Origin of the sequence: Arthrobacter psychrochitiniphilus, from assembly GCF_003185915.1 — a bacterium.
Taxonomy (GTDB): Bacteria; Actinomycetota; Actinomycetes; order Actinomycetales; family Micrococcaceae; genus Specibacter; species Specibacter psychrochitiniphilus.
In genome coordinates this window covers 203,059-220,600 of sequence record NZ_QHLZ01000005.1, presented here as the reverse complement: position 1 = coordinate 220,600, position 17,542 = coordinate 203,059, and the positions used below count along the sequence as shown (strand labels likewise).

16 protein-coding genes are annotated in these 17,542 nt (G+C 60.1%); 11 read left to right on the top strand and 5 right to left on the bottom strand.

The annotated features are described in order from the left end of the window. Positions 1 to 171: 171 nt before the first annotated feature. From CVS29_RS09740 to CVS29_RS09720, 5 genes are all read right to left on the bottom strand, one after another. Positions 172 to 933, bottom strand: a complete 762-nt coding sequence (locus CVS29_RS09740; protein ID WP_245932155.1) for a diacylglycerol/lipid kinase family protein — start codon at positions 931 to 933, stop codon at positions 172 to 174. Between the two features lie 32 nt (positions 934 to 965). After that, entirely contained in the window at positions 966 to 1,664 is a 699-nt protein-coding gene (locus tag CVS29_RS18855) for an FAD-dependent oxidoreductase (RefSeq protein WP_218868001.1), read from the bottom strand. Between the two features lie 35 nt (positions 1,665 to 1,699). Beyond that, entirely contained in the window at positions 1,700 to 2,188 is a 489-nt protein-coding gene (locus tag CVS29_RS09730; RefSeq protein ID WP_110106123.1) for a PRC-barrel domain-containing protein, read from the bottom strand. Between the two features lie 85 nt (positions 2,189 to 2,273). Then, complete coding sequence (gene tal, locus CVS29_RS09725) at positions 2,274 to 3,335, bottom strand: transaldolase (RefSeq protein ID WP_110106122.1); 1,062 nt, start codon at positions 3,333 to 3,335, stop codon at positions 2,274 to 2,276. A gap of 31 nt (positions 3,336 to 3,366) precedes the next feature. After that, positions 3,367 to 5,244 (bottom strand): transketolase, encoded by a 1,878-nt coding sequence (locus CVS29_RS09720; protein WP_110106121.1) that lies wholly within the window; start codon positions 5,242 to 5,244, stop codon positions 3,367 to 3,369. A 338-nt stretch (positions 5,245 to 5,582) separates the two neighbouring features. Between CVS29_RS09720 and CVS29_RS09715 the strand changes: the two genes are divergently transcribed. The 11 genes from CVS29_RS09715 to CVS29_RS09660 all read left to right on the top strand — a co-directional run bounded on the left by CVS29_RS09715 (position 5,583) and on the right by CVS29_RS09660 (position 17,504). Then, complete coding sequence (locus CVS29_RS09715; protein ID WP_245932154.1) at positions 5,583 to 7,046, top strand: sugar porter family MFS transporter; 1,464 nt, start codon at positions 5,583 to 5,585, stop codon at positions 7,044 to 7,046. Between the two features lie 91 nt (positions 7,047 to 7,137). After that, complete coding sequence (locus CVS29_RS09710; RefSeq protein ID WP_110106119.1) at positions 7,138 to 8,976, top strand: molybdopterin-dependent oxidoreductase; 1,839 nt, start codon at positions 7,138 to 7,140, stop codon at positions 8,974 to 8,976. 36 nt (positions 8,977 to 9,012) lie between these two features. Continuing rightward, positions 9,013 to 10,269 (top strand): NAD(P)/FAD-dependent oxidoreductase, encoded by a 1,257-nt coding sequence (locus CVS29_RS09705; RefSeq protein ID WP_110106118.1) that lies wholly within the window; start codon positions 9,013 to 9,015, stop codon positions 10,267 to 10,269. 67 nt (positions 10,270 to 10,336) lie between these two features. Further along, positions 10,337 to 11,056 carry a succinate dehydrogenase cytochrome b subunit gene (locus CVS29_RS09700; protein ID WP_179442403.1) on the top strand — a complete coding sequence of 240 codons (720 nt, stop codon included), beginning with the start codon at positions 10,337 to 10,339 and terminating at the stop codon, positions 11,054 to 11,056. Further along, positions 11,044 to 12,996: a fumarate reductase/succinate dehydrogenase flavoprotein subunit gene (locus CVS29_RS09695; RefSeq protein WP_211315116.1), complete on the top strand. Its 1,953-nt coding sequence runs from the start codon at positions 11,044 to 11,046 to the stop codon at positions 12,994 to 12,996. Before CVS29_RS09700 ends, CVS29_RS09695 begins: the two co-directional genes overlap by 13 nt. Further along, positions 12,993 to 13,742 (top strand): succinate dehydrogenase/fumarate reductase iron-sulfur subunit, encoded by a 750-nt coding sequence (locus CVS29_RS09690; protein ID WP_110106117.1) that lies wholly within the window; start codon positions 12,993 to 12,995, stop codon positions 13,740 to 13,742. The genes CVS29_RS09695 and CVS29_RS09690 overlap by 4 nt, the downstream gene beginning before the upstream one ends. Before the next feature lie 108 nt (positions 13,743 to 13,850). Continuing rightward, complete coding sequence (locus CVS29_RS19210) at positions 13,851 to 14,072, top strand: hypothetical protein (protein WP_306457006.1); 222 nt, start codon at positions 13,851 to 13,853, stop codon at positions 14,070 to 14,072. Between the two features lie 226 nt (positions 14,073 to 14,298). Further along, complete coding sequence (locus CVS29_RS19090) at positions 14,299 to 14,997, top strand: aconitase family protein (RefSeq protein ID WP_373366717.1); 699 nt, start codon at positions 14,299 to 14,301, stop codon at positions 14,995 to 14,997. Between the two features lie 373 nt (positions 14,998 to 15,370). After that, positions 15,371 to 15,643: a hypothetical protein gene (locus CVS29_RS18840; RefSeq protein ID WP_245932179.1), complete on the top strand. Its 273-nt coding sequence runs from the start codon at positions 15,371 to 15,373 to the stop codon at positions 15,641 to 15,643. A 644-nt stretch (positions 15,644 to 16,287) separates the two neighbouring features. After that, positions 16,288 to 16,500, top strand: a complete 213-nt coding sequence (locus CVS29_RS19245) for a DUF2252 family protein (protein ID WP_110106113.1) — start codon at positions 16,288 to 16,290, stop codon at positions 16,498 to 16,500. Further along, entirely contained in the window at positions 16,458 to 17,504 is a 1,047-nt protein-coding gene (locus CVS29_RS09660) for a DUF2252 domain-containing protein (protein ID WP_110106112.1), read from the top strand. Before CVS29_RS19245 ends, CVS29_RS09660 begins: the two co-directional genes overlap by 43 nt. The last annotated feature ends 38 nt before the right edge of the window (positions 17,505 to 17,542 follow it).

Genomic DNA, 17,542 nt, shown 5'->3' with positions numbered 1-17,542 from the left:
TACCAATGGGCGTTTCCACCATCCCCAGCCCTTTCTGCGGGCCCGTTGAGGGTCTTCATGGCGAGCTGCTATCCGAGCGTTCGCAGAGCACGGTGGGCGCTTTCCACCAGAACGGAGGCACCAGCTGGAACGTCGAAGATCTCACCATCGAATTGGCCTGGCAAAGGGACCTCAGTACTGAATTCGTAACGGGAAACGCTTCTCTGGTGACCGAGCCCCACGCGTGGTGTGCGGCAGGGAGATGACCTCGAACTGCCCGTCGGCAGGAATCCTTGAGTCGCTCACAGTTCCGTACTTTGCCATTCCGTTGACGTTGGCAAGAACTAGGCTGTCGAACCGGGCCCGGGCCCCGTCGGGCCGCACTATTTCGAAGGACCGCAACCTGGGAAGCGTTAGTACCACGCCAAACAGTTCAGGCACCCGCCCCTTGCCAGAGTTTTCGATCCCGCGGGCCATGGCCGCAGTGAGTCCGAAACCAACATAGGAATGCACAAATCGCTCTTTGGTTAGGCCACCATTGTCACGGACAGTCAACTTCAACAGGTCCATCTGGCGGATGGGCCCGGCAACGATCGCGTCCACGACGGTCATGGTCGCGATGCTGCGCCGATGGTCATTGGCGTTCCCAGCCGCCAAAACGGCGCAGATCGTGGTGCTGTTGGGGACGTCCATGACGCCATTGACCACGTCGTTGAAACCACCGTCTCCGCTGACGGACACGATCAGCAGTGGCAATCCACCCGAACCCTCGCCACCAGAGCAGGACGCCAAGGACTGCTGTGCAGCGGCCCTGGCCAACTCACGCCCGTGCCCGGCATGGCTGGTGGGCAGCTGCTCGATAAGGATCTCCGGCATGCGTACGGCCAACTCCGTGCACAGCTGACGGCTCAGATAGGGCGCGACCTTCTCCGGGTTCGGTTCGAAGATCACCACGATCCTTGAGAAACGGGGCTGGCCGCCGGCTTCTAGTAGCCGGTAAACTCTTCGGTGCGGATATCGTCGTCGTCTACCCCTGCACCGTTGAGGAGGCTGCGCATGGCGGTCACCATCCTGGCTGGCCCGCAAAGATAGTAGATCGGCGCGCTCAGGTCCTGGATATGCCTGGCCAGCATCGCTGCATCGACGTACCCGGTTTCCCCGGTCCAGCCATGCCGGGATTTTCCGGCCCCGTCATAGTGGGCACGACGGTGACGTTGGCTTCGGCATCTGCCACATGGTTCAGCTCGTCCAGGAATGCTGCATCCTCGGGACGCTTGTTGGAGTAGAACAACATAATCATGTGCCCAGTCTTGTCGTGGACCGATTGCAAGATGATGCTGCGCACAGGCGTGATTTTCGATTCCGCCGGTCAGAAAAACCGCGGGCCTGTCCAGCTTGCTGTGCAGGGTAAAAGAACCGTAGGGGGCATCCAGCTCCACGTCGGTGCCCAAAGGCATGTTCTTGAGTACACGCTTGAATGCGGTGTCACGCATGCGGGTTGTGCACATCAGGTTCGGCTCATAGGGGGCGCTGGCAAGCGTGAATCCCCGGGTGTTTGCCTCCGCATCGGTCTCTGAAGGCTCAAGCAGGGTGTAGTCCGCGAATTGACCGGCTGTGTACGTGAATCCTTCAGGCTTTTCAAACTGGAACAGCATGGTCCCTTCGGCTGCTTTTTCCTTCTTCACGAGTTTTGTTCTTAGAAGTGACATGGCGCAGCACCTCAGGGTGAAGAAGTGGAATCGGAAGGTGGTTCTGGCTCCTTGTCTGGTCCTAAAAAGTGGAAGGGGAAAACCGGGTATGAATAGCCACCCATCCAGTAAGGCGAGTAGCCATAGTAGCCGTAGGAGTCTTGGTGGTAGGACCGTGTGGTGACCAGCTCTGGGTCGTACGGCGGCGCCCCTGCTACCCGCTCACGGGTTTGGTCGATGTGAACCTCGCCCGGGGTGATGCCGGTGATGGCGTCAACGGGGATGAATGACTTCTTCTCGCCCATCCCTAGGAACCCGCCGGATTCCACCACCAAAAACCGGACTTTTTTTTCGCGCGGATCGATCAGCAGGTCATGGACTTTCCCGATGTCGTGGCCGTCCTTGTCTTTCACGGAATATTTACGGACATCCTCATCGCCTAGTTTAATGCTGGCACCCATGTCACTAAGTTTCATGAGCGTGCTGTTGCTGTTCTCGTTTGGTGCCTCGTTTGTTGCCATGGTTCATCCTTTCGCAGGTGCTGTGCCGGCGTCCCCTGCATTCCCGGCAGACTCGGTATTAGCGGCTGCTTGCTGTCACCATTTATCACTTGGAGCGGATACTCTCCAACAGGTTCTTCCATGATGCGTCGAAGGATTCGGTGCCTTCGTGTTGGAGTTCTCCGGCAAGCTTCTGGTGGTCGATGCCGACCTCAGCGAAGGATGACAGGGTCTGCTTCGCGGCTTGGGCCTTCGCCACTGGTAGGTCTCCCACCTCCCCATGATCGCCGAAGGCGGACAGCGTGGCCTCAGGCATCGTATTGATGGTGAAGGGCGCGGCCAACGCTTGGACGTACAAAATATCCGGCGCGGCCGGGTTCTTTGTGGAGGTACTCGCCCACAGCAAGCGCTGAGCCCTGGCTCCCTCGTTGGCCAGCCGGCCCCACCTCGCGGACTCCAGCAGCGTTCGGTACCCCTTGTAGGCAAGCGTCGAGACAGCGATGCCCAGCCGGTTCTCAAGGTGGTCTGGAACCCGTCCGGCGACAGCTTTGTCCCACCTGCTCACGAACAGCGAGGCTACGGAGGGAACAACGGGGTTCCACCCGGCAGCCACCCGCCGCTCGATGCCGCGTAGGTATGCCTCGGCGGCATCTTGGTATTGTTTGGCCGAGAAAAGCAGTGTCACATTGATGGGCACCCCTGCAAAGATGCACTCCTCGATGGCCGGCAGGCCCTCGGCCGTTCCTGGGATCTTGATAAAGATGTTCGGACGCTCCGTTTTTGCGTGCAGCGCCTTTGCCTGTTCCACGGTGGCGTTCGTGTCCCGGGCCAGCAAAGGGGAGACTTCCAAGGAGACCCAGCCGTCCACCCCGTCGGTGCGTGCATGGACCGGGGCGAAAAGGTCGGCGGCCCGCCGCAGGTCAGCCAGTGCCAGGTCGAAGAAGACTTCCTCATCGGAGCCCCCTGCCACCTTGCCGCCGGCAATGTCCTGGTCATAGTCAGTTCCGGCTGCAATAGCCTTGTCAAAAATACTCGGATTGGACGTTAACCCGGTGATGGAGTCCTCGGTAATGTAACGCTCGAGCGTGCCGGAATCGAGCAGGTTCCGGGTGATGTTGTCCAACCAGAGGCTCTGACCGAACTCGTGCAGTTGCTGTGTTGGTTTCATCGTGTTTCCTTCTGTTTCAGTGCCCGCTGTGTCAGTCATCGCTGTGTCCGCGCCCGGCTAGTTCGCGTGCGGCCGTCACAATGTGCCGGGAAGATATGCCAGCGGCGTCCAGGAGCTCGGAGGGCTTGCCTGAAGTGGGCAGTCCGCGGACGGCCAAGTGCGCAATTCTCAGTGCGGGCACGGGGGCATCGGCCAAGGCTTCCAGCACCGCGCTGCCCAATCCCCCTTCAGGATAGTGGTCCTCCACCACGACCAGACGGCTGCCGGTGACGTTGCAGGCCTCAATCAGGGCCGCCCTGTCGATGGGTTTGACCGAGTAGGCGTCAATGACCCGGGCCATGATGCCCAACTTCGCAAGTTCCTCGGCAGCAGACAGGCACTCATGGAGCGTCACGCCGGCGCCGATCAGGGCCACCTGGTCCTCGGGCCCGGCGCGGTGGAGTTTCGAGCCGCCAACAGGGAACGCTTCGGCAGCGGGATAGATCACCGGGTAAGCGCCCCTTGTGGTGCGCAGGTAAACAATGCCTTCGGTGTCGGCCATCGTCAGGGTGAGCTTGGCAGCGCAGGTGGCATCAGCGGGGTACAAAATGACCGAACCGTATACAGCGCGCAGGGCGGCTAGGTCTTCCAGCGCCATCTGGGATGGTCCGTCCTCCCCGATCTCAACTCCGGCGTGGGAGCCTACCAATCGGATGTTGACCTGTGAGATCCCGGCCATGCGGATGAAGTCAAAGGCACGCGAGAAGAACACGGCGAAAGTGGACGCAAAGGGTACGTACCCGCGCACCGCGAAGCCCACGGCCGATGCGACCAGCTGTTGCTCTGCGATGAACATTTCAAAGTACCGTTCTGGGCACACTTTGGCGAACTCTTCGGCGTGCGTTGAGTTCCCGACCTCCCCGTCAAGGACGACGACCTCGGGGCGGGCCGCCAGTGCGGCGATGGCAGCTCCGAAGGCTACCCTGGTGGCCACCTTCTCGCCCAGTTCATAGCTGGGAAGTACGACGGCGGCACCCGGGTTGGCTTTGATGGCCGGGACTGCGTGGCCCTGGGTTGGTGAAAGTGTTTTGATGACCAAATGGGTGGGTCCACCCAGCGCACTGATGGCCCGTTCCGCCATCTCCGGCGGGAGAGCCAAGCCGTGCCAGCCATTCTTGTCCTCCAACTCCGTCACGCCCTTGGCCTTGATGGTCCTGGCTAGGATCACTGTGGGCGTATCTGTATCGGAGCGAGCTTGGCGCAGTGCCGTATCGATGGCAGCTAGGTCGTGACCGTCAATGACGATGGCACGGGCCCCAAAAGCTTCCACACGGGCAACATATCGCTGTACATCCCATTGAAGTTCAGTGGGGCCGCGCTGGCCCAGCCTGTTGATGTCCACAATCGCGGTCAAGTTCCCCAACTGGTAATAGCTGGCCTTGTCCAACGCCTCCCAGATGGAGCCCTCAGCCGTCTCGCTGTCCCCGCACAACACCCACACGTGGAAGGGCAACTTGTCTAGGTACTTCCCGGCCAAGGCGATCCCGACGGCGTCGGGCAGGCCCTGGCCTAAGGAACCTGTTGCCACATCAACCCATGGAATTGTCGGGGTGGGGTGCCCGGCCAGGCGCGCCCCCAAGCGGCGGTAGGTATTGATGAGCTCGTCCTCATCGACCACCCCGACAGCCCTGTACATGGAGTACAACAGCGGGGACGCATGGCCCTTGGAGAAGATCAGATGGTCATTGACCGGGGAATCGGGTTGATCCCAGTTGTAACGCAGATGTCCCGTCAAAAGGACCGCCATCAGATCTGCCGCGGACAAGGACGAGGTGGGGTGGCCTGAACCGGCACTGGTGCTGCAACGGATAGAGTCCACCCGCAACTGTGCAGCTAGTCTGCGGTTGATAGCAAGATGCTCTTCATGCATGGTGGGGCTCCTGCCACCGGGGGTTCTCGTGGAAATCTTCCATGAGTGATCAAGACAGTGAACTGCAGGGTCTGGGCGGCACCTTTAATCAAGCTACACCCGTGGATCCACAGCCACCAGAGCCCCTAGTTACCAGAGCACAGAACACAGCCAGACAGCCGCCCTCAGGGGTACAGATGTGGCTGCTGTTGCACCGTTGCCTGCTCTGTTGCGTTTGTGGGCAAAGTGATAGATTTCCTCACAAGGTTGCCGAGCCGCATGGCAGCCGACGGCCACAGCCCAAGAACAGGCCCAGCTTCGCTAGTGACCATCCAAGAGGGCCAGGATCGCGGTGCCACGTGGGAACAAGTCCAACAGAAGAGGCCGTCCCGCGTCCCGGGGGCGACTCCATTCCCCATAAGGGAAGAATCATCGTCATCACCCTCGCGGCCGCGTTGGGTGGTCTGCTCTTCGGTTTTGACACATCGGTGATCAACGGCGCCGTCAATTCAATCCAGTCCGACTTCAACCTCGGTTCCGCAGCCATCGGGTTCACCGTCGCCATCACCTTGATCGGCTGTGCCGTCGGCGCATGGTTTGCCGGACAACTTGCAGATATCTGGGGACGCAAGCCCGTCATGGTCTTGGCCGCGCTCTTGTTCGTTGCCAGCTCTATCGGCTCGGGATACGCCTTCGCCGTGTGGGACCTGATGACGTGGCGGCTAATTGGTGGACTCGCCATTGGCATCGCCTCGGTCATAGCCCCTGCCTACATCGGTGAGATGGCCCCTGCCCGCATGCGTGGCGCGCTGAGCTCGCTCCAGCAATTAGCCATCACCCTGGGCATCTTTTTGGCACTGCTCTCCGACGCCGGTCTGGCCGGGGCTGCAGGCGGCGCCAGCAACGAACTGTGGTGGGGCATGCCTGCCTGGCGGTGGATGCTGCTGGTTGGTGTCATTCCCGCCGTCGTCTATGGTTTGTTGTCCCTGACCATCCCCGAATCTCCCCATTTTCTAATCCGCAAGGGCCGCAGTAAGGAAGCGCTCGCGGTGATTGTGCGCGTCGCCAATCCAGCGAACCCGGAGCAGCGCCTGAAAGAAATTCAAGACAGCTTGGAAAACGAAAAGCGCTCCACCTACCGCGACTTGCGCGGGCCCGCACTGGGGCTCCAACCCATCCTGTGGATCGGCATCGGCATGGCCGCCTTTCAACAGCTGGTGGGTATTAACGCGATCTTCTATTACTCCACCACGTTGTGGCAGTCTGTGGGGTTCAGCCAACAAGACTCTTTTACAACCTCCGTCATCACGGCCACCATTAACGTTCTATTGACGTTTGTGGCCATCTTCTTCGTCGACAGAGTAGGGCGTAAGCGCCTGCTGCTCGTGGGTTCGGTGGGCATGTTCGTGGGGCTTATTGCGGCCGCCATCTCGTTCTCCCAAGCGACTGGTTCAGGGGACTCCCTGACCCTCGCGGCACCATGGGGGCCGATCGCCTTAGTCGGTGCCAACTTGTTCGTCATCTTCTTTGCCGCCACGTGGGGGCCTGTGATGTGGGTGGTCTTGGGAGAGGTCTTCCCGAACAAGATCCGTGGACTGGCCCTAGGCATCGCCACAGCATTCAACTGGATCTTCAACTTCATCGTGACACTGCTCTTCCCGATCATGAGTGCCGCCGTCGGCCTTGGCTTCGTCTACGCCGGGTTTGCGTTCTTTGCCGTCTTGTCCTTCTGGTTCGTCAAGGCACTGCTGCCTGAGGTCAGCGGTCTAGAACTTGAGGACAAGAGCAAACTGATACGCCACAAGACACCACCAAGGACATAGCCGGCGCAACCGCCACGCTGGGATTCATCCATCGACAGTGGTCAGCTTGGCACCCTAGCAGATCCACACCAGTGGGGATAGGCTCAAAAATATGGCACGTCACCCAGACGATAATCTGGATCCTCCATCAGAAACCTCATCCGTCCCTGCCCAAGGCGCACACTCCCAGCTGCCTCCGGTGCCCGCAACGGATGAGGGTCCACCCACCTACAAGAGCTTCCGCTCAGAACTCACTCACAAGGACGACGACGTCATCGACCCCGAGTGGGCTGGCTCGATTCCGGCACAATACGGGGTGGCTCCCCGGGTACGGATCGGTGCCAGCAAGTGGTTTAATCTGCTGTGGCTGATTCCGATCGGCTTCGTAGTGTTGGTCATCGGGATCGCGGTGGCCAAGGGTATCCGCGGGCTCCCTGGGGTGGCGGCTTTCATGGCCGAGTATCCCGGAACTTCAAGCCTTCGCGCCGATGCCCCTGTAGGCTTCCCTGCGTGGCTGGGCTGGCAGCATTTCTTGAACCTGTTCTTCATGCTCTTCATCATCCGCTCAGGTTGGCAGATCTTAGCTGATCATCCCCGGCTGTACTGGACCCGCCACAGCACCCCGGGCAGGGGCTGGTTCCGGATGCAAAAACCTGTTCCCACCAATCCGCTGTACACCGCAAAAGAAGACTCCATCACGTTGCCCGCCGGAGTCGGCTTGCCGGGCCGGCGCCACACCATCGGGCTGGCACGTTGGTGGCACTTGGGCATCGACACGCTGTGGCTGCTCAATGGCCTCATTTTCTATGTTCTGCTCTTCTCCACGGGGCAGTGGCTGCGTCTGGTGCCGCTGCACTGGGACGTCATCCCCAACTCCATCTCAGTCGTCATCCAATACTTGTCCTTGAACTGGCCCGTTGAAACAGGCTGGACCAACTACAACAGCCTGCAGCTGATCGCGTATTTCCTGACCGTCTTCATCGCAGCTCCGCTGGCACTGATCACGGGCTTGGGCATGTCGCCAGCACTGTCCACAAAATTCAGGTGGATCAGTAGCATTTTTAGTATTCAGGTGGCCCGGTCCCTGCACTTTTTAGTCATGTGCTATTTCTGTTTGTTCATCGTCATCCATGTCACCTTGGTCCTGACGACTGGTGCTTTAGCCAACCTCAATCACATGTATGCCGCGCAGGAGAGCGAATCCTGGACCGGATTCTGGATCTTTGCCGCGTCTATGGTCATCGTGGTGGTCGCCTGGGTGGCAGCGACCCCGCTGACGTACCGTTACCCTCGGAAGGTACAACGGGTCGGGTATGCCTTGATTGGCCCCGCACAACGTTTATTCGAACATATCGATTCCAAGCCGGGGCAGTACACGGAGAAGGACATCTCTCCCTATTTCTGGCACAACGGCAAATATCCCGAATCACAGGAATATAAAGACCTCAGGGATGGCGACTTCGCCAACTATAAGTTGCAGGTCAGCGGGCTGGTAGCGAACCCTGTGCACCTGGATCTGATGGCGTTGCGTGCCCTACCCCAGCATGAGCAGATCACCCAGCACTTTTGTATCCAGGGCTGGTCAGGGGTTGCAAAATGGGGAGGCGTCTCACTGCAAACCATCATGGACCTGGTCAAACCAGCCCCGGCAGCCAAGTGGGTTGTTTTCTACTCCTTCGCCGAGGGCTCCGACAAGGGCCTGTATTACGATGCCCAACCCATCGAGCAAATGCATTATGAGCTGACTATGCTCGCTTACGATATGAACGATCAAGCCCTGTCCTACGGCCATGGCGCCCCTCTGCGGCTGCGTAATGAGGTCCAGCTCGGTTTCAAAATGGTCAAGTGGATCAAGGGCATCGAATTCGTTGAGGACTTCTCCGAAGTTGGCGGTGGCCAAGGCGGTTACAACAACGATCACGAATTCTTTGGTTACAGCCAATCGATCTAAATCAATAGCGGCTAAGTCCGCACAGAGGAAGAGAGCATGGGAGCCCAAGAGACTTTCGTCATTGTTGGAGCCGGGTTGGCCGGGGCAAAGACTGCCCAGGCACTGCGTGAGGAGGGCTTTGCCGGGCGCATAGTGCTTCTTGGACAGGAGCCCGAGCGTCCCTATGAGCGGCCGCCGCTGTCCAAGGATTTTCTGCAGGGAAAATCAGAGCGGGAAAAGATCTTTGTTCATGCCCAGTCTTGGTATGCCGAGCACAACGTCGAGCTTCGCACCAGCACCAAGGTCACAGGGATTGATCGTTCAGCACACAGGGTGGACTGTGCCCGAGGCGGACCTGTCAGCTACGACAAATTGTTGCTGGCCACCGGCGCGTCACCACGTCAGCTTTCGGTCCCCGGCAGCGACAGACATCGGGTGTATTACCTGCGCCGCATCGAAGATAGCCAACAACTAAAATTTGCGCTCTCAGTTTCATCACGTGTGGCAATCCTCGGCGCCGGATGGATTGGGCTCGAAGTCGCCGCAGCCGCACGCGCGGCGGGTCTGGAAGTGACTGTGCTGGAACGGGGAGAGCTTCCGCTCCAACGAATTCTAGGCACCGCACCGGCCGAAATATTTGCCAAGCTACACCGCGACCATGGCGTGGACCTGCGTTGCGGCGTCCAGGGGACCCGGATCATTGGCGATGATCCCCGGCAGCCCACCGGCGTGGCGCTAAGCGACGGTTCGCAGCTCGGTGTGGACCTTGTAGTGGCAGGCATTGGCGCCGTACCCAACACCTTGCTGGCGCAGGCAGCCGGACTGGAGCTTGAGAATGGTGTCATGGTTGATAAGCACCTGCGCTCCTCAGATCCCGATATCTACGCTGCCGGGGACGTTGCAAACGCCTTCCACCCGCTGCTGGGCAAACACATCCGCAGTGAGCACTGGTATAACGCTCTGAGCCAGCCGGCCGTGGCGGCCCGGTCCATGTTGGGGCAGGACGCAGTCTATGCGGAGCTGCCTTATTTCTACAGCGACCAGTACGAGTTGGGGATGGAGTATTCCGGCTATGTGGCCCCTGGCGGCTACGATGAGATCATATTCCGCGGCGACCCGGCAGCTCTGACATTCATGACGTTCTGGATCAAGGACCGCCGGGTGCTGGCAGGTATGAACGTGAACATCTGGAACCAGACCGAGACCATCAAGGCCCTGGTGCGCTGCGGCCGGCAAGTCGATGTGGCACGGTTAGCAGATTCGAAAATCCCGTTGGAGAGAGTCCTGGCTGAGGCTAGGGCCGGGGACGGGTAGTTGGCGGTGCCCTTCAAAGCGCCTGCCCCTGCTGGCGTGTTGGCGGAACGGAGCCTAGGGTGGGCGCATGAGAACGGGCAATGTGGCCGGTGTGCGCTCTACCGCAGCGCGTTCATCTGTGGCGCTACACGCGGCAATGGCGATCAGCGGGCTGATCATGATCCTTTTTTTGTTAGCCCACATGTATGGCAACCTGAAGGTCTTCGAGGGCCAACAGGGCTTTGACAGTTATGCCGGATATTTGCGGGAGATCGGCCAGCCACTGCTGCCGTATGCGGGCGCGTTGTGGATCCTGCGGGTAATTTTGCTGGTCAGTGTCCTGCTCCACATCTTTTCCGCGTTCACCCTGTGGCACCGCTCGCGCCGGGCCACGGCAGGCAAAGGCGGTTGGCGATACGAGACCACCAAGAACCGGCGCGGCGTCCAACGAAGCTACTCCTCGTTCACCATGCGCTGGGGCGGGGTGATCATAGGCCTCTTCGTGATCTACCACCTGCTGCACCTCTCCGCGGATGTCATTGCACCCGGTGGTGCCTCTGACAGCCCCTACCAAAGAATGGTCAACGGGTTCCAAATCTGGTGGGTTGTGCTCTCTTACGTGATCGCCCTCATTGCCCTCGGCTTCCATCTGCGCCATGGAATCTGGAGCGCTTTCGCTTCCCTGGGCGCCAACAAATCCGTCGCCACACGGCGTTTCCTCAATCAGCTGGCAACCGTTGTCATGCTGATCATTCTGGTGGGCTTTCTCGTTCCACCGCTGGCAATCTTCACAGGATGGGTGAGCTGATGGAGCCGTTATTCACGGTGGGAGAACCGATTCAGGATGCGAAGGCCCCCGCCGGGCCGCTTCAGGACCAGTGGGAGACCCGCCGTTTCGGTGCCAAGCTGATCAACCCTGCCAACCGGCGCAAGCTCTCCGTCATCATTGTCGGCACCGGGCTGGCTGGCTCCTCGGCTGCGGCCACCTTGGGCGAAGCCGGCTACCACGTTAAGAGTTTCTGCTACCAGGACAGCCCCCGGCGCGCCCACAGCATTGCAGCCCAGGGCGGAATCAACGCAGCCAAAAACTACCGCAATGACGGCGACAGCATCCGCCGTCTTTTTTACGACACCGTCAAGGGCGGGGACTACCGGTCCAGGGAGTCAAATGTTTACCGGCTCGCGGAGGTCAGTTCCGCCATCATCGACCAGTGCGTTGCCCAGGGGGTTCCCTTCGCCCGAGACTACGGCGGTCTGCTGGACACGCGCTCCTTTGGCGGGGTACAGGTGTCCAGGACGTTCTACGCACGCGGGCAAACAGGCCAGCAACTGCTGCTGGGCGCTTATCAAGCCCTTGAGCGCCAGGTCAGCGCAGGTACGGTGGAAGTACACACCCGCCACGAAATGCTCGAACTCATCGTCATCGACGGCTTGGCACGCGGGGTTGTGGTCCGGGACCTCGTGGACGGGACGCTGGAGACCCACCTGGCGGACGCCGTCGTCCTTGCCACAGGAGGCTACGGCAACGTCTACCACCTCTCCACCAACGCCATGGGGTGCAACACCAGTGCCACGTGGCGGGCCCACCGCAAGGGTGCTTTGTTCGCCAATCCTTGCTTCACCCAAATCCACCCGACGTGCATCCCTGTCAGCGGCGAACACCAATCAAAGCTGACACTGATGAGCGAATCGTTGCGCAACGACGGGCGCATCTGGGTGCCTGTGCAGGCCGGGGACACCCGGGCACCCGGGGATATTCCCAAGGACGAACGGGACTACTACCTCGAGCGCCAATATCCAGCCTTCGGCAACCTCGTCCCCAGGGACGTCGCCTCCCGTGCCGCCAAGAACCAGTGCGACGCCGGCCGCGGTGTGGGGCCTGGCGGGCGCGGGGTATATCTTGATTTGGCGGATGCCATCACCCGTCTGGGCAGGGACGCGATCGAGGAGAAATACGGCAACCTCCTGGACATGTACCAAAAGATCACCGACGAGGACCCATACCGGTCCCCGATGCGCATCTACCCGGCCGTGCACTACACCATGGGAGGATTGTGGGTTGACTACGACCTGGAGAGCACCATCCCCGGGTTGTTCGTCATCGGCGAAGCGAACTACTCCGATCACGGCGCGAACCGGCTCGGTGCCAGCGCACTGATGCAGGGCTTGGCTGACGGCTACTTCATCCTGCCCAACACCATCAACGACTACCTCGCCAAAAACCCTGTTGGCACCGCAGATTCCTCCCACCCAGAGGCAGTGAAAGCGCTGGAAACGGTCCGCGAACGCCTCAACCGCTTCCTGTCCATTGCCGGCAACCGGACCGTTGACTCATTCCACAAGGAGCTCGGGGCCATCGTGTGGGAGTACTGCGGCATGGAACGCAACGCCGAGGGCCTTGAACATGCTGTTGGTCTGATTCGTGCGCTCAAGGCGGAGTTTTGGTTGGACGTCAAGGTCACCGGCATGAACGAGGAACTGAACCAGACGCTGGAACGGGCAGGCCGGGTCGCAGACTTCTTCGAATTGGCCGAGCTCATGTGCATCGATGCGCTCCACCGTGGTGAATCCTGCGGCAGCCATTTCCGCACCGAAAGCCAAACCGGCGACGGCGAGGCGTTGCGCAACGATGATGCCTTCGCCTATGTTGCGGCGTGGGAATTCACCGGCGAAGGCTCCCCTCCGCGGTTGCGCAAGGAGAACCTCGAGTATCACAACGTGGAACTGGCGCAGAGGAGCTACAAATGAACATCACCGTGCGCATCTGGCGCCAACACGACCAAACCGCCGCGGGCCAGATGGTCAGCTACCGGGTGGACGGAGTCTCCCCCGACATGTCTTTTCTGGAAATGCTCGACGTACTCAACGACCAGCTCAGTGCTGCCGGAGACGATCCGGTGGCCTTTGACCACGACTGCCGCGAAGGCATCTGCGGCATGTGCAGCCTGGTCATCAACGGGATCGCCCACGGCCCCGAGGCGCTCACCACCACCTGCCAGCTATACATGCGCCACTTCAACGACGGCGACACCATAGACATTGAACCGTGGCGCTCTGCTTCCTTCCCGATCCTGCGGGACCTCATCGTGGACCGAAGCGCCTTGGACAGGATCATCCAGGCGGGCGGCTATATCAGCGCCCCCACAGGATCAGCCCCGGACGCCGCGGCAACCCTCGTGCCCAAAAAAGACGCTGACCGAGCTTTCGACGCCGCCGTGTGCATCGGCTGCGGAGCCTGCATCGCAGCCTGCCCCAACGGATCAGGAATGCTCTTCACCGGAGCCAAGGCCAACCACCTGGGCGTTCTCCCCCAAGGCCAGCCCGAACGCCACGAACGGGCACTGGCCATGGTCAACCAACACGACGCCGAAGGATTCGGCGGCTGCACACAGATCGGCGAATGCACCGCCGTGTGCCCGGTGGGAATCCCACTGGACATGATCTCCTTCCTCAATGCCGATGTCCTGTCCGCATTGCCCAAAGAAAACACCTGATCCTAGGCCCCGCTGTGGAACAGTTTCGGAGCCCGCACTACGCTGACGGTTGGCAATGCAAGCAATGAAGAAGGCCGGCTGGTCGGTGATCCTCAGAAGATCTACCCGTTGATCCCCTCGGAACTGGTGATTGACCACTCTGTCATCACTGATGTTTTCGGCACTTCGGGCGCATTTGCGGCCAACGCAAAGCTGGAATTCTTCCGCAACAAGGAACGCTACCAACGTGAACTGCTGCGCTGGGCGCAGCAGGCCTTCTCCGACTTCCTGGTCCGCCCCCCGATACAGGCATCTGTCACCAGATCAACCTTGAGTACCTCTCCCGCGTGATCTTCACCCGGGAGGCTGCAAAAGGACCCGGCAGCGTTAATGGCGTGGCGCTGCGCCAGGCATATCCGGATAGCCCGGACAGCACCACACCCACACGCCCGTGGTCAAAGGTCTCGGCGTGTTGGGCTGGGGTGTCGGTTTTTACGGTCCGGGTGTGGTTGCCATTCCACTGGCCAATCGCGCCACCCTTGGAAATATGAGCCCGGAATATGGTTGAACTTGCGCAATTTTCCCGATCGGCGCGATCACCTTGGATTATCTTCGTCTGACCGAATGGCCGGAACAGCAAATTCAGCTGGTGGTGGCCTGCGTCAAGGAACAGGGGCTCTGGCATGACGCCGGGCACGGAGCGAGCCATTCCCAGTCTGTCGAGTTCGAGCTGGCCGGGGTGGAACCATTCATCGACAGTCCCAAGCGCCCGCAGGATCGCATCCCGCTGGCCTGCGACAGGGATCGCCCAGGCGACCGGCCCGTGGACCGTGGCAGCGACGGAGACGGTGGCGGTGACGGAGCGACCTCACAGTACCCGTCGAATCCGGCTCAAGTAACATTGCCGGGCACAACGCCGGTTATTGTCGAGCACGGCCGCGTCGTCACCACCTGCATCGGCAACTCCGGTCCGCTAATTCCGCAGGCACCACAGGCCGTGACAGCCAACGATCTCACTGTCAGTTCGGTGCTCAGCGGGAACCGCGACTTCGAGGGCAGGATCCACCCCCAGACCCAAATGAATGTTCTTGCCTCACCACCGCTCGTGGTCGCCTATGCGCTGGCCGGCACCATGAACATTGACCTGCTCACGGATTCACTGGGCGAGGGCGCGTCGGGTGAGCCCGTCTACCTGCGCGATATCTGGCCCTCCAGCCAAAAAATCCAGGAAGTGGTTGGCGAAGCAGTTCATGACAAGCTGTTTGCGCCCGGCTAAGCTAACGTCTTCGATGGGGATCACAACTGGCAAAATCTTCAAATTCCCACCGCCGACATGTACGCCTGGGATGATGCTTCGACGGATGTTCGCCGGCCGTTATCTGCTGTAGCACGGCGTACAGCGCGTCGACTTCAACTCCTACGGATCTCGCTGCGGCACCCATGAAGTTATGATCCGGGGCACGTTCGTCAACCTCAGACTGCGCAATAAGATGGTGCCCGGCACCGAGGGGGTGGGGATTCACTCGCCATCTGCCAGACGGCGAACAGCTGAGCATCTTCGAGGCGTCACGGAAATATCTCTAAGACAACGTCCCATTGATTGTTATCGCCGGGGCTGAATACGGCTCGGGCTCCTCCAGGGACTGGGCGTGCTCCCGCTACAGTTCAGCCCCGGCGAGAACGCAGAGACGCTTGGGCTCAGCGGTGAAGAGGAGTACTCCATCATGGGGCTAGCCGGCGCCGCCGACATCCCAAAACAAGTCTTGGTGCGGGTTCAACAGGATGGAGAGTCCCGAGACATCAAAGCAATCGTGCGGATCGACACCCCGCCAAGGCCGCATATTTCCAAAACGGCGGGATCCTCCACAACGTCCTGCGCCAGCTTCTGGCGGCCTAAGCCCACCCCGGTCCTGGCGTTCTAAACACGAAATTTGCCTCAGCCTTCTTTGGCGATTTGAAAACCTTTCTGATTGTCCCCGTGCGGACTGGACAAACGTGAGGCACGGAGTGGGCTTTACACAGCCAGAAACTCTCTCCTCACGGGCAACACCTGCAACATCCCAACAATGATCTCGGCTGACGTCTACAGCCATGGGCGAGTAATTTAAGGGTAGGCCTCTCTAACAAGATTCTCCCGATCATTTCAACCCACAGCGATCTGGACGGTCAGCTAGACGCCCTAGATGCTTGGAGGGCACCACGATGCGGTATTCCGAATTTTTCAGGGACAAGACTATCTATAGGCGGCCACCAAGCGGAGAGATCTATTGCCTATTCCCAGATAGTGTCAAGGCGGCCCGTGCGTCTCCAAACTGGGCACCGTCCACGGTGCTAACCGCCCCTTGAGGGCGTGAATCGTTTCTCGTCGGCCTCTAGCCCCCACCCCAAGCTGCTGACATACTGATGGTGAAGGCGGGCGGACTCGCTTCCTGTACGCCAGATCAAGCTTTATGAGACCCTCCTTGCCTATTCAGACAGGGGCATCGCCTGCGAGGATGTGGAGGAATGTCATGCCTAAATTAACCGCCGAGGAACGGCGCAGCGGCGGCCGGACGGCAAGGAAAGAATGCCCCAGATCAAGCCACGCACCGTGGGATCCGCACCTGACCGGCCGGATCCCGTCACTCTTCTTGAGGGACAATCGGTCCTGCGTGTCCCCGAGCTCGTGCCCATTCGTTACGGGCGGATGATGGTCTCGCCGTTTACCTTTTTTCGGGGGGGGGGGCGGCGCTTCTCATGGCCGCGGATCTATCGACCACACCAAACTCAGGCATCATGACACAACTCTGTGGCGACGCCCACCTCTCGAATTTCGGTGTTTTCGGAACCGCAGAGCGCAAGTTAACGTTCGATATCAACGATTTCGATGAAACCCTGCCAGGGCCGTGGGAGTGGGACCTCAAACGTCTGGCGGCAAGCTTTGAGGTCGGCACCCGCAATGCCGGATTCACAGCACAACAACGGCGGAAGACAACGCTGGCCGTTGCAGAGGGCTACCGCAAGCAAATGCGTGGGGCTGCCAAGGCGCGCGTGCTGGACGCCTGGTACGACCGGCTGGACGCGGACCGCATACTTTCATGGGTCCGGTCAGAGAAAGAAGCTAAGCGGGCCGGCAAGCGCCAGGTAAAGAAGACCCAAGCAATTGTGGCCAAGGCGCGTACTAAGGACAGTGCAGCTGTATTTTCCAAACTTGTGCGGGAGATCGACGGCGAGCTGCGGATTCAGGCGGATCCCCCGCTCATTGAACCCATCGAGGACCTGATTGGCGATGCTGGAGCACGCAACCGGCTCGAGGATTCGATGCGAATGCTCCTGCACGAGTACGCGGCCACTCTGGCTTTCAAGAACCATCCGGTCAAGGAGTTCTCATTTGTACATATGGCTCGCAAGGTCGTTGGTGTAGGAAGCGTTGGCACCCGGGCCTGGATTCTGCTCCTGACGGGCAGGGACGCAAACGACCCTCTGGTCCTTCAGGCCAAGGAGGCCCAGGAATCGGTACTTGAGCGATACCTTGGGCCCAGCCAGTATCCCAGCCACGGGCAACGGGTGGTTGAGGGTCAGCGTCTGCTTCAGGCATCGGGGGACATCTTCCTCGGGTGGCAGTCCGCGGAGGGAGTGGACGGGATCATCAGGGACTTTTACCTACGGCAACTCCACGATTGGAAGGGTTCCGTGAACGTTGACGACATCCGCCCTCGCGGTGCAAAATTCTACGCGTCAGTGTGCGGGCAGACGCTGGCCCGGGCCCATGCCCGAGCCGGTGACCGGACTCTAGGCGCGTGATCTTGGATGCCGAAGTTGACCGTTGCAGCTGCTGGCTG

Coding starts and splice junctions, on each gene's coding strand:
- CVS29_RS09730 (WP_110106123.1), bottom strand. CDS start 2,188: ATGGCAACAAACGAGGCACCAAACGAGAACAGCAACAGCACGCTCATG.
- tal (WP_110106122.1), bottom strand. CDS start 3,335: ATGAAACCAACACAGCAACTGCACGAGTTCGGTCAGAGCCTCTGGTTG.
- CVS29_RS09720 (WP_110106121.1), bottom strand. CDS start 5,244: ATGCATGAAGAGCATCTTGCTATCAACCGCAGACTAGCTGCACAGTTG.
- CVS29_RS09710 (WP_110106119.1), top strand. CDS start 7,138: ATGGCACGTCACCCAGACGATAATCTGGATCCTCCATCAGAAACCTCA.
- CVS29_RS09705 (WP_110106118.1), top strand. CDS start 9,013: ATGGGAGCCCAAGAGACTTTCGTCATTGTTGGAGCCGGGTTGGCCGGG.
- CVS29_RS09700 (WP_179442403.1), top strand. CDS start 10,337: ATGAGAACGGGCAATGTGGCCGGTGTGCGCTCTACCGCAGCGCGTTCA.
- CVS29_RS09695 (WP_211315116.1), top strand. CDS start 11,044: ATGGGTGAGCTGATGGAGCCGTTATTCACGGTGGGAGAACCGATTCAG.
- CVS29_RS09690 (WP_110106117.1), top strand. CDS start 12,993: ATGAACATCACCGTGCGCATCTGGCGCCAACACGACCAAACCGCCGCG.
- CVS29_RS19245 (WP_110106113.1), top strand. CDS start 16,288: ATGCCCCAGATCAAGCCACGCACCGTGGGATCCGCACCTGACCGGCCG.
- CVS29_RS09660 (WP_110106112.1), top strand. CDS start 16,458: ATGGCCGCGGATCTATCGACCACACCAAACTCAGGCATCATGACACAA.